The sequence below is a fragment of the Micromonospora sp. NPDC049101 genome, assembly GCF_040648675.1.
In the GTDB taxonomy this organism is placed as follows: domain Bacteria; phylum Actinomycetota; class Actinomycetes; order Mycobacteriales; family Micromonosporaceae; genus Micromonospora.
The window spans coordinates 169,490-183,673 of record NZ_JBEZED010000007.1 but is presented as its reverse complement, the minus strand read 5'-3'; the positions used below and the strand labels follow the sequence as shown (position 1 = coordinate 183,673).

Sequence of the window (14,184 nt, the reverse complement as noted above, 5' to 3'; positions counted from 1 at the left end):
TCGTCGTTCCCGCGGCCGATGACCGCCGATCGTGCGCTGCCTACGATCAGCGGGTGCGTACACCCGGCAGACCCCTGCGCGGATGCCGGCCCGAACCGCGAGTCGCCGTCGGCCTGTTCCTCGTGCTCGCGACACTGATCGTGGTCACACCGAACGGCCCGCAACGCCCCATCGGATACGCCGCCGCCCTCGTGCTGGCGGCGGTGCAGGCCAGCACCATCGTGGTGCTGCGTCGCCACCCGGAGGCCGCGATGGCGGCGGCCGTCCTCGCCGGGGTCGGCATCGAGTCGCTCAGTCCGGACATCGGTTGGCTCGGTCAGGTCGCCGCCGTGTTGGCCGGGTACGCGCGGAGGCGATCGCCGTCGCGGTCGCTGTGGGTGCTCGGCCTGCTGCTGGCCGGTACGCCGTGGAAGCTGGCGCATGGTGACTGGCGCAACGTGCTGCTCGCGATCGCCGGCCCGGCGCTCGGCTGGGCCCTCGGCGAGCTGGGCCGGACCCGCGCGCTGCGCCGGCAGGACTCCGAGCGCCGCATCGTCGCCCAGGAGCGCGACCGGATCGCCCGTGAGCTGCACGACGTGCTGGTCCACACGGTGTCGGTGATCGTGGTGCAGGCCGGTGCCGCGCAGGACGTCTTCGACCGCCGGCCCGACCTGGCCCGCGCGGCGCTCACCTCGATCGACCTGGCGGCCCGGTCCACCCTGTCCGAACTGCGGGTGTTGTTGCAGACGATGAGCGCCGACACCGGACCCGACTCGGCCACCCCGCAGCCCGGTCTGGCGCAACTGGACACCCTCGCGGCGTCGCTGCGGGCCACCGGGCTGACCGTCGAGCTGGATCGGAAACCGGCCGTGTCGACGTTGCCGGCAGCGGTGGACCTCTCGTCGTACCGGATCGTGCAGGAGTCGCTGACCAACACCCTGCGGCACAGCCAGGCCACCCTGGCCCGGGTGACGGTGCGGTGCTCGCCCCGGTCGGTGCGGCTGGAGATCCGCGACGACGGGCCGGCCCGTCCGGTCGGCCGGGTCGACCGTTCCGCCCGCCGCGGCATCGTGGGGATGCAGGAACGGGCCCGGCTGCTGGGCGGAACGCTGGACGCCGGGCCGGTGCCGGGCGGCGGCTTTCGGGTACGGGCGGACCTGCCGCTCAGCTCGGCATGACGACGACGGCCATCCGGGTGTTGATCGCCGACGACCAGGCCCTCGTCCGAGCCGGCTTCGCGATGATCATCGGGAGCCGCGCGGATCTTGAGGTGGTCGGCGAGGCGGGCGACGGTCTGGAGGCCGTCGCGCTGGCCGGGCGCCTGCGGCCGGACGTGATCCTGATGGACGTGCGGATGCCCCGGCTGGACGGCATCGAGGCGACCCGTCGGCTGGTCGCGGCCGGCCAACCGGCGAGGATCATCATGCTGACCACGTTCGACCTGGACGAGCCGGTGTTCGCGGCGCTGCGGGCCGGCGCCAGCGGCTTCCTGCTCAAGGACATCCGGCCCGACGAACTGGCCACGGCGGTACGGGTGGTGGCGCGCGGTGAGGCACTGCTCGCGCCGACCGTCACCCGGCGGCTGCTCGACCGGTTCGCCAGCGAACTGCCCGGCGGCACTCCCCCGCCGACGCTCGACGCGCTCAGTGCCCGGGAGATCGAGGTGCTCACGCTTGTGGCGCGGGCGCTCTCCAACGACGAGATCGCGGAGCGCCTGGTCCTCAGCCGGGCCACCGTGAAGACCCATCTGTCGGCGATCCTGCTCAAGCTCGGCCTCCGCGACCGGGTGCAGGCGGCCGTGCTCGCCTACGAGTGCGGCCTGGTCCGGCCCGGCACCGCTCCGCCTCGGGGATGACCGGGAGTCCCGTCCCGAGACCGATCCGACAGGCCCTCCGACCTGCCTAATCTCCCTCCAAAGAGGAGGGAAGCATGATTCGTTCAGTGCTGGCACTGCTGGCCGCCGTACCACTGCTCGTCACGCCCGGAGCCGCCACCGACCCGCCCGCCGACCGGTGCGCGGGGTTGACCGGGGCGCGCATCCCGCAGGTGTCGGTGTCCTCGGCGGAACGCGACACGAACGACGAGGGCCAGGAGTTCTGCGTCGTGCAGGGGGTGATCCGGCCGCAGACGCGGTTCACCGTCAAGCTCCCCGTCTCCGGCTGGACGGGGCAGTACGTACAGCAGGGCTGTAGCGGGCTGTGTGGCACGGTGCCCGACCTGACCCTGCCGCTCTTCGGGTTCCAGTGCGCGGCTGCCCGGGACGGTCGGCTGGTGCTGGCCGCCGACGACACCGGGCACACCGGCGACCCGCAGACCAGCGAGCCGGCGACCTGGGGCGCCGACCCTCGGGCCCGACTGGAGTTCGGGCTGCTGTCCGAGCACCGGCTGCGGAGGGTCGCGGACGCGGTGATGGTCGCGTACTACGGGCACGGGCCGACATACCGGTACTTCGACGGCTGCTCGACCGGCGGGCGGCAGGGGCTGATGCTGGCGCAGCGGTTTCCGGCCGACTTCGACGGCATCCTGGCCGGCGCGCCGGTGCACAACCTGGCGCCACTGGCGCTGCTGAACGCCTGGGTGGCCCTGCGGAACACGGACGCGTCGGGCCGACAGATCCTCGGCCCGGAGAAGATTCCCGCGCTGCACGAGGCGGTTGCCCGAGAGTGCGGCGCGGTCATCGAGGATCCGCGGCGGTGCGGGTTCCAGCCGTCGTCGCTGCGCTGCCCGCGGGGCACGGACCGGCCGGACTGCCTCACGGCGGCCCAGGTGGCGGCCGTGGTGGCGTTCTATCGAGGGCCGAACGGCCTCTACCCCGGGGGCATGCCGTACGGATCGGAGCTGGGCTGGATCGACCAGTTCGTGGTGCGCTCCGGCTCCCCGTCGGACGGCAACGCCGGAAGGATCGCCCTCAACTACCTGAAATACCTCGCGTACCCGCAGAACCCGCCAGCCGATTTCCAGCTGACCGACGTGCGGTTCACCCGGGCCACGTTCGACCGGCTGAACGTGCTGGGCGACGCCATCTACAACGCGACGGACGCGGACCTGTCGGAGTTCCGCGCACAGGGCGGCAAGTTGATCCTCTACCACGGTTGGGCGGACCCGTCCGTCCCCCCGTTCACCACCCTCGACTACTACGCGGCCGTGCAGCGGCGCGGCGGCAGCGAGGCGTTCACGCGGCTGTACATGGTGCCCGCCGGCTACCACTGCCTGTTCGGGCCCGAGCCGAGCCCGCACCCGTCGGAGGTCGGCATCCCGGAGTTCCTCCAGCCGCTGATGGACTGGGTCGAACGCGACGTCGCGCCGAGCGACATCGACGTCCTCACCTTCGCACCCAACGAGGAACCGGACCAGCAGTTCGTCCGCTTCCTCACGGTGGCGCCATTCGACGCGCTGGCACCCGCGCACGCCGCCCCGGGCAGCCTCAACGCCGGTTACCGGTACGTCGGGCACTACTGAGGGACCGCCGGTCCGCCGTGCCTCAGGGACACGGCGGACCGCCGGCCGGGGTCAGCCGAGCACGAAGCGGGGTTCGCCGTCCGGGGGCAGGTCCAGGCGCGGGGTGACCGGGGTGGCGGCGTCCCGGTCGGCCGCCGCGCGGGCCACGCCGGCCAGGTCGCCGGCCGCCGCCACCTGCGCCAGCGTGACGAGCGTCGGCGGCAACATGGTCAACTCGCCCGCCTCGGCGCGGGCCAGCGCGTCCGCCGGGCGGATCCAGAGCGTGTGGTCGGCCTCGCCGGAGACGTCGCGGGTCCGCTGTCCCGCCGGCAGCAGGGCCACGAAGAAGTACGTGTCGAAGCGGCGCGGCTCGAACTCCGGGGTGATCCACCGGCTCCACGGCAGCAACAGATCCGATCGCAGCGTGAGCTGGCGGTCGGCCAGCAGCTCGGCGAAGCCCAACTCACGCCCCTCCAACCGCTGCCGGGCCGTCTCCCAGTCGTCCCCGCTGACGTCGCCCACCACGGTCGCCGGGTCCGGGCCGGCGAGCAGCACGCCGGCCTCCTCGAAGACCTCCCGGGCGGCGGCGCAGACCACCGCCTGGGCGGCGTCCGGCGTCACCCCGAGCCGACCCGCCCACTCGGTCGGTGGCGGGCCCGCCCAGTCCAGGTGTGCCGCGGAGTCGGAACGGTCCACCCCGCCGCCGGGGAAGGCGTACATCCCGCCGAAGGTCATGGCGGCGACCCGGCGGATGACGTACACCTCGAAGTCGGCGTCGGTCGGACGCAACAGCAGCACGGTGGCCGCGACCCGCGGCGTCGCCGGGGTGCCGCCCTCGGCCCGGAACCGGCGGGCGTGCTCGACCAGGGCGGCCGGGGCGGCGAAGCCGTCGCTGTCGATCGTCATACCGCGAGCCTAGTTCCCGGCAGCGCGACCGCCGGCAGCGCGCCAGCCTCGTTGATCATGAAGTTATTGCCACGACACGCCGTGCCGCCGGGCAATAACTCCATGATCGACGAGGTTGGTCGGGGGGGCGGGGGGCGGGGGGTGGGGGGTGGGGGGTGGCGGGGGCGGGGCGGGCGGGGGCGGGGGCGGGGGGTGCTCAGGTGGCTCGGCTAGCGTTTTGGGCATGACTCGTTGGGGCATCCTGGCCACCGGCCACATCGCCAGCCGTTTCGCCGAAGACCTCCGGCTGGTGCCGGACGCCGAACTGGTCGCGGTCGGTTCCCGCGCCGCCGACAGCGCGCGCCGCTTCGCCGACACGTACGGCGCGAAGCGCGCGTACGGCTCCTGGGTGGAGCTGGCCGCGGACCCGGAGGTCGACGCGATCTACGTGGCGACTCCGCACTCCGCGCACTACGAGGCGGCGATGACCTGCCTGACCGCCGGACGGGCGGTGCTGCTGGAGAAGCCGTTCACCCTCGACCTGGCCACCAGCACCGAGTTGGTGGACACCGCCCGCGCCGCCGGGGTCTTCCTGATGGAGGCCATGTGGATGCGGACCAACCCGCTCATCCTGCGGGTGGTCGAGCTGATCGCGGAGGGGGCGATCGGCACGGTGACCGGCGTCCGGGCCGATTTCGGGGTGGCCGGGCCGTTCCCGCCGGAGCACCGGATGCGCAACGCGGCGCTGGGTGGGGGTGCCCTGCTCGACCTGGGGATCTACCCGATCAGCCTGGCCCACCTGCTGCTGGGTGTGCCGCAGCACGTCCGGTCCTGGGCGCAGCTCGGCCCGGAGGGGACGGACGAGAACACCGGCATGCTGTTCGGCTACGACAGCGGAGCGCTGGCGACGCTGAGCTGCGGCATGGTCGGGTTAAGCGGGCTGACCGCCTCGATCACGGGCACCACCGGCCGGATCGACCTGCCGGAGCCGTTCTTCCGGCCGGGTTCCGTGCTCCTGCACCGGGCCGGCGCGGAGCCGGAGACGATCGTCGCCGACCAGGCCGGCAACGGCTACCAGTACGAGGCGATCGAGGTGCAGCGCTGCCTGGCGGCCGGGCTGACCGAGAGCCCGCTGGTGCCGCACGCCACGACCCTTGAGGTGATGGCGCTGCTGGACACGGTGCGGGAGCAGATCGGCGTGCGGTACGAGTGAGACGACGAACGGCCCCGGTCACGGTGACCGGGGCCGTCGAGGTGCCGGGCCGGTCAGCCGAAGAGCGGCCGGACCAGCAGGTAGGTGACGCAGGCGATCAGCGCGGCGGCCGGGAACGTGATGATCCAGGCGAGCACGATGTTGCCGGCGACGTTCCAGCGGACCGCGGAGAGCCGCTTCGTCGCACCCACGCCCATGATCGCCGAGGTGATCGTGTGCGTGGTCGAGATCGGCGCCTTCAGCACCAGCGCGTTGAAGTAGAGCACCGCGCTGGCGACCGTCTCGGCGGCGAAGCCCTCCGGCGGCCCCAGGTCGATGATCTTGCGACCGAGGGTGCGGATGATCCGCCAGCCACCGGCGTACGTGCCCAGCGCCAGCATCGTCGCCGACGTCCAGAACACCCAGCCCGGGATGTGCGTCTTGCTCTCCTGGAAACCACCGGTGTAGAGCGCCAGGACCACGATGCCCATGGTCTTGGCGGCGTCCTGCATGCCGTGGCCCACCGACATGGCGGCGGCGGAGACGGTCTGCGCCCACCGGAAGCCCCGGTTGAGCTTGCCCGGCTGCCCCTTGCGGAACAGCCAGAGGATGGCCAGCATCAGCAGGTAGCCGAGGGTCAGGCCGACGATCGGCGAGAGCACCATCGGCAACAGCACCTTCTCGCCGATGTTGCCCCACTGCACGATGCCGCCGGTGGACAGCAGGGTCGCGCCGACCAGCCCACCGAAGAGCGCGTGCGAGGACGACGAGGGCAGACCGAAGTACCAGGTGATCAGGTTCCAGGCGATCGCTCCGAGCACCCCGGCGAAGACCACACCGAGGCTGTTCACCCCGGTCGGCAGGGTGACCAGGCCGTCGCCGACGGTCTTGGCCACGCCGGCACCGAAGTGTGCGCCGACGAAGTTGCCGACGGCCGCGAGGCCGAGGGCGATCCGGGGGGTCAACGCGCGGGTGGAGACGCTTGTCGCGATCGCGTTGGCGGCGTCGTGGAAGCCGTTGGTGTAGTCGAACGCCAGGGCTACTCCGATCACCGCCAGGACGGCGATGAGTTCGGGTGTGAAAGTCACCGGATCAGGACTCCTTGACCGCGATGGTCTCGACCGTGTTGGCCACGTGCTCGAAGGCGTCGCAGGCGGCCTCCAACTCGTCGGCGACCTCCTTCATCTTCAGCACCGTCAACGCGTCGTACTCACCGGAGAAGAGGCGCACAAGCAACTGCCGGTTGATCCGGTCGCCCTCGTTCTCCAGCCGGTTGCACTCGATCCAGTAGTCCTCGAGATCCTTCATCGACTTCAGCCGGGGCATCGCGTCGGCGGTCAGCTTGGCCTGCTGGTCGAGCACGTTGACCATCTCGTGCAGCTCGCGGGGCAGCGCCGGCAGCTCGGTCAGCCCGTACAGGTAGAGCAGGTCGCCGACCGCTTCCAGATGGTCCATCACGTCGTCGAGCAGCGAGCCGAGCCGGTAGATGTCCTCCCGGTCGAACGGCGTGATGAAGGTGGAGTTGATCTTCTTGTACAGGTCGTGGGTGATCTGGTCACTGTCGTGCTCGACCTCGGTCAGCCGCTCGCTGACCGACTGCACGTCCACGCCGGGCAGGGCCAGCTCGTTGAGCAGCGCGGTACCCCGGACCAGGTTCTGCGCGGCCCTGGTGAAGAGCTCGTAGAAGGCGCCCTCGGTGGGGCGGAAGGAAAACTTCACAGCACAGACCTCGTCGCGTCGGTGGAAGGGTGGCGGCACCCGTCGGGCACCCGCTCGGTGAATGCTAGGAAACGACAGAACCGTGAATTCGCCGGCCCACCCCTGGCCAGGCGTCATTCATCGGTCGTTCATCTGCTGTTCATCTCGGCAGTCCCACCCGCACCCGCTCCCCCAGCAACCAACCGCTCCCGCTCGTGCTCGACGTCGAAATCGGCAGCCGGATACCCCAGGTCGAGGGTGTCGAACGTCTCACGCAGCAGATGGGCCACCGCCCAGTCCCGATACCACTTGCGGTCCGCCGGCACCACGAACCAGGGCGCGGCGTCCGTGCCACACCGGCGGAGAGCCTCGGCGTACGCGGCCTGGTAGTCGTCCCAGTGCGACCGCGAGTCGACGTCGGAGGGGTTGTACTTCCAGTGCTTGTGCGGGTCGGTGAGTCGTTCCAGCAGGCGCTTGCCCTGCTCGGCGTACGAGATGTGCAGCATCACCTTGATCACGGTCACCCGGTCCTCGGTCAGCTCCCGCTCGAACGCGTTGATCTCGTCATAGCGGGCCCGCCAGGTCGCCTCCGGCACCAACGAACCGACCCGGGCGATCAACACGTCCTCGTAGTGCGAGCGGTTGAACATCCCCACGTACCCCGGCGGCGGCAACTCCCGCCGGATCCGCCACAGGAAGTCGTGCCGCAGCTCCTGGCGGGTCGGCGGCCCGAACGAGCGGATGTGCAGGCCCAGCGGGTTCATCGCGCCGGCCACCCGCTTGATCGTGCCGTCCTTGCCACCGCAGTCCATCGCCTGGAGCACCAGCAGCACCCGGCGGGGCGGCCGCTCCGACCCGGTCTTGGCCATCGCGAAGAGCATCTCCTGCTGTCGGCCCAGCTCGCCGCCGACCAACTCCACCTGCTCCCGCGCCCAGGCCTTACGGTGCTCGCCGCGCCCCGCCGTGCTCGGCACGCCGGGCGTGGAGCGCGGATCGACCGCGCTGAGATCCACAGGTGCGCTGACCCGCAGCAGCTCCCGTACCGAGCCGCCGTCCGGTGCCACGATCTGCCCTTGCTGGGGTGCGCTCATCCACGGATCATCGCCCACCCGCAGGCAATCCGCCCGCCGAGGCCCGCCCCACCCCACCGCCGGTCGGCACGGTCCCCGCACCGGCCGCCCGCCAGGCGCGGGCCGGTCGGGTCGGCATGGTCGCGTGCCGGCCGGCCGTCGGTCGCGCGGCGGGCCGGCACGTCCGCGCGCCGGCCGGCCGCCGGGCGCGGGGCTGCCGGCGCGTGCGGTCGGCGGGAGGATGGACGCCAGGGCGGTGCCGGCGGGGAGGTGGTGGGTCGTGCGGGATCTGGCGACGGAGTTCGAGGCCGAGCGGGGGCGGCTACTCTCGGTGGCCCGCCGGATGCTGGGCAGCCGCAGCGAGGCGGAGGACGCGGTGCAGGAGACCTGGCTGCGCTATGCCGGGGCGCTCGCCGACCCGGGTGCCGGCGCCGAGATCCGCGAACTGTCCGCGTGGCTGACCACCACCTGCTCCCGGATCTGCCTGGACGTGCTCCGCTCGGCGCGGGTCCGCCGGGAGACGTACCCCGGGCAGTGGTTGCCGGAGCCGGTGGTGAGCCCGTTGGACGCCGCGGCGCCGACGAACGGGTACGCTCCCGACCCGGCCGAGCGGGCGGTCCGCACCGACCAGGTCGGTACGGCGCTGCTCGTGGTGTTGGAGCGGCTCGCGCCGGAGCAGCGGGTCGCGCTCGTGCTGCACGACGTGTTCGCGGTGCCGTTCGCCCGGGTCGCCGACGTGCTCGGCACCACCGAGGTGGCCGCCCGGCAGCTCGCCCACCGGGCACGCCGGGCGGTCACCGCACCGGACGTCCCCCGGCACACCGCCGACCTCGCCGAACAGCGCCGGGTGCTCCAGGCGTTCGTCGCCGCCACCGAGTCCGGCGAGCTGGACCAGCTGCTTCGGGTGCTCGCGCCGGACGTGGTCTTCGTCGGTGACTCGGGTGGGCACTACCCCTCGGCCCGCCAACCGGTCGTCGGCGCGGACGCCGTGGGTCGCTTCACGCTCGGCCTGTTCGGCCGGGCCGGCCGGTACGACGGCCGGGTGCGGGCCCGGCTGGTGCTGGTCGACGGCGTGCTCGGTCTGCAGATGGAGACCGTGCACAGTGACGGTCGGCCGATCCGCCTGGTCACCGTGTTCGCCGTGGACCAGGGTCGGATCACCGCCATCTACAACCAGATCAACCCGGAGAAACTGGCCGACCTGCCATCGCTCGGCGCCGACGACCACTGGCCGCCGCGCTGGTGAGCCGGCCGGGCGTGCGGGGTCAGACCACCAGGGCCAACCACTTGCGGTACGAGGTGGCGAACGGCTCGGTGCCGTCGCCGAGCGCCCCGAAGAGCCGTTGCGCCGCCGCTTCGGCCTCGGCGACCACGTCGTCCGGGTAGCCGAAGCGCGCCCGGTGCTCGGCGAACTCGTCCTCGTCGAGCAGCTCCACCAGGCCGGTGGCGCGCCGGCGGACGACGTCCAGGTCCAGGTCGATCAGGTGGACGGTGTCGCCGGACTCCCAGCGGGCCGGGGTGGTGATGTCGCAGTAGACCTCGCTGGTGCGCGGCGGCGGGTTGAACATCGCCGTCCACCAGGCGCGGTGTGGCACCAGCAGGACGAACGGGATCTTCTCCACCGACGGACGGCCATGGTAGACCGACTCGGTGCCCTGGGGGACGCCGAGCCAGATGCCGAGGTCGTCCTCGGTGAGCCGGCGGGCCGGGTAGTCGCGGTGGGCGCTGCCGTCGTACTTGCGGTAGATCACGCGGACCATGTCGCTCGGCATGATTCGCACCCTAACCGATACTGGCCACGCGTCGTAGCGCGGCCGTAACCGGACGACCTGCCCACCACGACCAGCCCGGCCGGCAGCGCGCCACGCGGCGGATGGGCGCGGCCGGTGTCGGCGGCGGCGGGTACCGTCGCACGGTGACTCCGCCCCGCGCCGCCACCGGTTCCGCCACCCCATCGGCCCGTGCGAAGGGTCGGCGCCGGGGTGCCCGGCCCAGCGGCACCGAGCTGCTGGCGGCGGCGGTCGGCGCGGTGCCCGGCGGTGCGGAACGCCCCGGCCAGCTGCAGATGGCCACGGCGATCGAGGAGTGCGTGGCCGACCGGGAGCATCTGCTCGTGCAGGCGGGCACCGGCACCGGCAAGTCGTTGGCCTACCTCGCGCCGGCGCTCACCGTGGACGGCCCGGTGGTGGTCTCCACGGCCACCCTGGCGTTGCAGTCCCAGCTTGTCGACCACGACCTGCCCCGGCTCGCCGACGCGGTCGAGCCGGTGCTCGGCCGTCGGCCCACCTTCGCGGTGCTCAAGGGTCGCCACCACTACCTCTGCCTCGCCCGACTGGACAACTCCACCGAGGAGGAGCCGGAGGACACGCTCTTCGACGCCCCGGCGGCCCGCCCCGGCGGCGGGACGAAGTGGCTCGGTGAGGCGGGTCGGTTGGGCAAGCAGGTCGAGCGGCTGCGCGACTGGGCCGAGAAGACCGCAACCGGCGACCGGGACGAGCTGGACCCGGGCGTCGACGACCAGGCCTGGCGGCTGGTGTCGATGCCGGCCCGGGAGTGCGTCGGGGCGACCCGCTGCCCGTTCGGGCAGGAGTGCTTCGCCGAGGCGTCGCGGGCCCGCGCCCGGGAGGCCGACATCGTGGTCACCAACCACAGCCTGCTCGCGGTCGACATGCTCGCCGACCGGCACATCGTGCCACCGCACAAGCTGCTCATCGTCGACGAGGCGCACGAGTTGGCCGACCGGGTCTCCTCCGCCGCACAGGCGGAGCTGGTGCCCGAGTTGATCGACCGGACCACCCGCCGGGCCCGTACGCTGCTGCGGCCGGAGACCGCCGAGGCGCTCACCGCGGCCGGTGACGCTCTCGCGGTCGGGCTGGCCGAGGCGCCGGCGGGGCGGCTCACCGCCGGGCTGCCGACGCCGTTGCGGGAGGCGTGCACGCTGCTCGACGCGGCGACCCGCTCCGCACTTGACGCGATCGGCGACATCAAGGCCGATGATCCCGACCCGGTCCGCAAGCAGCAGGCCAAGGCAGCACTGGACGAGCTCTCCACCACCGCGCAGCGGCTGCTGGAGGAGGCCGACCATGACGTGGCCTGGGTGGAGAAGAACGACAGCGGCAGCCGCCGGGCACTTGTCGTCGCGCCGCTGTCGGTCGCGGGCACGCTCGCCACCCACCTGTACGACGAGCGCACCGTCGTCGCCACCTCGGCGACCCTGGCGTTGGGCGGCCGGTTCGACACGGTGGCCCGCGCCCTCGGGTTGGACGCGCCGCCGCCCGCCCCGCCGTCCCCCGCCGCGGCCGCACTGGCCGCCCGCACCGGCCCGGGTCGACCGGCCGCCGAGGCGCCAGGCCGTCGGCTTGCCGGCGAGGCCGTCCCCAGTGCCGTCGTCCCGGCGACCGAGGGCCCCGGTTGGCGGTCGCTCGACGTCGGGTCGCCGTTCGACTACGCCCGCCAGGGCATCCTCTACGTCGCCGCGCACCTGCCCAGGCCCAGTGTCTCCGGGCTGCCCGACGCTGCCGGGGAGGAGCTGCTGGCGCTTGTCGGGGCGCTCGGTGGCCGTACTCTGGGGCTCTTCTCGTCTCGGCGGGCCGCGCAGCAGGCGGCGGAGCTGCTGCGCGCGCGGACCGACCTGCCGGTGTTGTTGCAGGGTGAGGAGGCGCTGCCGCTGCTGGTCCGGCGCTTCCGGGAGGATCGCGCCAGTTGCCTGTTCGGGGTGATGTCGCTCTGGCAGGGGGTGGACGTGCCGGGTGACGCCTGTCAGCTCGTCGTCATCGACCGGCTGCCCTTCCCCCGGCCGGACGAGCCGTTGGCGGCGGCCCGCGCGGCGGCCGTGGACGCGGGTGGCGGTTCCGGCTTCTCCGCCGTGAGCGTGCCGATCGCGGCGGTGCGGCTGGCCCAGGGTGTGGGCCGGCTGATCCGGGCGACCGGCGACCGGGGTGTGGTCGCGGTGCTCGACTCCCGGTTGGAGACGGCCCGTGGCTACGGGCCGTTCCTGCGCCGTTCGCTGCCGCCTTTCTGGTACACGACCCGTCCCGAGGTGGCCCGCGGCGCCCTGGAACGCCTCGCCAAGTCCTGAACCCGCCCTTTGGTCAGGGGGCGTGGGAGGCGACGACCACGGCGTCGGGCGGGGTGTCCGGGACCCGGCGGGCGGCGAGCCGGCGGACCGCGGTGTTCAGCACGGCGATGAGCGGCACGGAGACGAGCGCGCCGGTGATGCCGGCGAGGACGACACCGGCGGCGATGCCGATGATCACCGCGAGCGGGTGCAGGGCGACCGCTCGTCCCATGATCAGCGGTTGGAGCACGTGCCCCTCGATCTGTTGCACGGCGATCACCGCCCCCAGGATGATCAACGCGATGCCCGGGCCGCTGTCGACGAGCGCCACCAGCACCGCCACGCCACCGGAGAGCGCCGCGCCGACGATCGGGATGAACGCGCCGAGGAAGACGAGCGCGGCGAGCGGGAAGGCGAACGGGATGTCGAAGACGACCAGGAAGATGCCGATGCCGACCGCGTCGATGAAGGCCACCAGCACGGTCGCTCGGACGTAGGCGCCGAGCGTGTGCCAGGAGGCCCGGCCCGCGTCGTCGACCTTCCACCGGGCGGCCACCGGCAACAGCCGGACCAGGAAGCGCCAGATCCGGTTGCCGTCGCGCAGGAAGAAGAACGTCGCGAACAGCACCAGGAGCGTGCCGGTCAGCACCTCGGCCAGCGTCGCGGCGGTGCTCAGGGCACCGCTGGTGAACTTCGAGGTGTTGTCGTTGATCCAGGCCTGAGCCTCGTCGATGTAGCGGTCGAGCTGGGTGTCGGAGAGGTGCAGCGGGCCGGTCTTCAGCCAGTTCTGGATCTGCCGGACGCCCTCCGAGGACTTCTCGCTCAGCTCCGGCACACCGCGGATGAACTCGTTGACCACAAGCGTCAGCGTGCCGATCACCGCGGCGAGACCACCGACAAGCACCACCGCCGTCGCCAACGACCGGGGCAGTCGGGCCCGCAGCAGCCAGCCCACCGCCGGCGCGAGCAGCGCGGAGAGCAGCAACGCGATGGCCAGCGGAATGATCACGATCTTGACGGTGCTGACGACCCTGACCAGCGCCCAGGCGACCACACCGATCACGATCAGCCGCCAGCACCAGGCGGCGGCGATCCGCAGCCCGTGTGGGACGTCCGCGTCGTCCCGGCTGGAGGTCGAGCTGTGCAGGTCCACCGGGGGTTCCGCGCCGACGACAGTGGCCGTCGGTGGCGCGACCGGCCCCGGCGCGGCCGGCGACGCCACCCGTGCCGCCTCCGACGCGTCACTCACCGCGTCAGCCGGCACGCTCTCGTCGGCGCGCGCCGACTCCTGTCGTGACTGGGCCGACTCCTGTCGTGACTGGTAGGCGCGGCGGAGCCGCCCGCGTACCCGCTCGAAGCGGCTCAAGCGCACCTCCTGGCAACGAAACCGGTCCGCCCACGGCGGCAGGTCGGACAGCATACGTCCGTTCTCGGCACGGTAGGGCAGTTCCGCCACACAATGCCCCGACCACCACCGGCGTAACCACCGCTGGCGACACGGTAGCGTCTGCGGCGTGACCGCCGACAATGATCTCGACGCCGGCCTGCCGATCCGCCTGCTGCACGACCGCGTGCTGGTGCGGATGGAGGGCAGCGAGGGCGAGCGTCGCTCCACCGCCGGCATCGTCATCCCGGCGACCGCCGCGGTGGGCAAGCGCCTCGCCTGGGCCACGGCAGTCGGGGTGGGGCCGAACGTTCGCGCCATCGTCTCCGGCGACCGGGTGCTCTTCGACCCGGACGACCGCTCCGAGGTCGAGCTGCACGGCCGCGGGTACGTGCTGCTGCGGGAGCGCGACGTGCACGCCGTGGCCGCCGAGCGGATCGAGAACGACCCCACCGGCCTCTACCTCTGACGTACCTCCCCC

13 protein-coding genes are annotated in these 14,184 nt (G+C 72.6%); 7 read left to right on the top strand and 6 right to left on the bottom strand.

Translation table 11 applies throughout. The features are described from left to right. The first annotated feature begins 53 nt into the window (after nt 1-53). From AB0B57_RS12255 to AB0B57_RS12245, 3 genes are all read left to right on the top strand, one after another. On the top strand, nt 54-1,157 hold the full coding sequence (locus AB0B57_RS12255; RefSeq protein WP_357068209.1) for a histidine kinase: 1,104 nt from the start codon (nt 54-56) through the stop codon (nt 1,155-1,157). Next, on the top strand, nt 1,154-1,834 hold the full coding sequence (locus AB0B57_RS12250; protein ID WP_357068207.1) for a response regulator transcription factor: 681 nt from the start codon (nt 1,154-1,156) through the stop codon (nt 1,832-1,834). The genes AB0B57_RS12255 and AB0B57_RS12250 overlap by 4 nt, the downstream gene beginning before the upstream one ends. Before the next feature lie 74 nt (nt 1,835-1,908). After that, nucleotides 1,909-3,438 carry a tannase/feruloyl esterase family alpha/beta hydrolase gene (locus AB0B57_RS12245; RefSeq protein WP_357068205.1) on the top strand — a complete coding sequence of 510 codons (1,530 nt, stop codon included), beginning with the start codon at nt 1,909-1,911 and terminating at the stop codon, nt 3,436-3,438. A 51-nt stretch (nt 3,439-3,489) separates the two neighbouring features. Here AB0B57_RS12245 and AB0B57_RS12240 read toward each other — a convergent pair whose 3' ends face one another. Beyond that, nucleotides 3,490-4,323, bottom strand: a complete 834-nt coding sequence (locus tag AB0B57_RS12240; protein ID WP_357068203.1) for an NUDIX hydrolase — start codon at nt 4,321-4,323, stop codon at nt 3,490-3,492. 223 nt (nt 4,324-4,546) lie between these two features. Here AB0B57_RS12240 and AB0B57_RS12235 point away from each other — a divergent pair, with 223 nt between their 5' ends. Next, nucleotides 4,547-5,515, top strand: coding sequence for a Gfo/Idh/MocA family oxidoreductase (locus tag AB0B57_RS12235; protein ID WP_357068201.1), 969 nt, complete (start codon nt 4,547-4,549; stop codon nt 5,513-5,515). 53 nt (nt 5,516-5,568) lie between these two features. On the opposite strand, the gene AB0B57_RS12230 is transcribed toward AB0B57_RS12235, so the two are convergent. From AB0B57_RS12230 to AB0B57_RS12220, 3 genes are all read right to left on the bottom strand, one after another. Further along, entirely contained in the window at nt 5,569-6,582 is a 1,014-nt protein-coding gene (locus AB0B57_RS12230) for an inorganic phosphate transporter (protein WP_357068198.1), read from the bottom strand. A 4-nt stretch (nt 6,583-6,586) separates the two neighbouring features. Further along, the gene (locus AB0B57_RS12225) at nt 6,587-7,213 is read right to left on the bottom strand and encodes a DUF47 family protein (protein WP_053655020.1); all 627 of its coding nucleotides are present in this window, start codon (nt 7,211-7,213) and stop codon (nt 6,587-6,589) included. A gap of 128 nt (nt 7,214-7,341) precedes the next feature. After that, nucleotides 7,342-8,283: a PPK2 family polyphosphate kinase gene (locus tag AB0B57_RS12220; RefSeq protein WP_357068196.1), complete on the bottom strand. Its 942-nt coding sequence runs from the start codon at nt 8,281-8,283 to the stop codon at nt 7,342-7,344. A gap of 259 nt (nt 8,284-8,542) precedes the next feature. Between AB0B57_RS12220 and sigJ the strand changes: the two genes are divergently transcribed. Next, nucleotides 8,543-9,508 (top strand): RNA polymerase sigma factor SigJ, encoded by a 966-nt coding sequence (sigJ, locus tag AB0B57_RS12215; protein ID WP_357068194.1) that lies wholly within the window; start codon nt 8,543-8,545, stop codon nt 9,506-9,508. 19 nt (nt 9,509-9,527) lie between these two features. On the opposite strand, the gene AB0B57_RS12210 is transcribed toward sigJ, so the two are convergent. Next, on the bottom strand, nt 9,528-10,034 hold the full coding sequence (locus AB0B57_RS12210) for a DUF402 domain-containing protein (RefSeq protein WP_357068192.1): 507 nt from the start codon (nt 10,032-10,034) through the stop codon (nt 9,528-9,530). Nucleotides 10,035-10,135: 101 nt separating this feature from the next. Between AB0B57_RS12210 and AB0B57_RS12205 the strand changes: the two genes are divergently transcribed. After that, nucleotides 10,136-12,340 (top strand): ATP-dependent DNA helicase, encoded by a 2,205-nt coding sequence (locus AB0B57_RS12205; protein WP_357068190.1) that lies wholly within the window; start codon nt 10,136-10,138, stop codon nt 12,338-12,340. A gap of 13 nt (nt 12,341-12,353) precedes the next feature. Here AB0B57_RS12205 and AB0B57_RS12200 read toward each other — a convergent pair whose 3' ends face one another. Next, nucleotides 12,354-13,739: an AI-2E family transporter gene (locus tag AB0B57_RS12200; protein WP_357068187.1), complete on the bottom strand. Its 1,386-nt coding sequence runs from the start codon at nt 13,737-13,739 to the stop codon at nt 12,354-12,356. Between the two features lie 94 nt (nt 13,740-13,833). Between AB0B57_RS12200 and AB0B57_RS12195 the strand changes: the two genes are divergently transcribed. Further along, complete coding sequence (locus AB0B57_RS12195; protein WP_145778711.1) at nt 13,834-14,172, top strand: co-chaperone GroES; 339 nt, start codon at nt 13,834-13,836, stop codon at nt 14,170-14,172. The last annotated feature ends 12 nt before the right edge of the window (nt 14,173-14,184 follow it).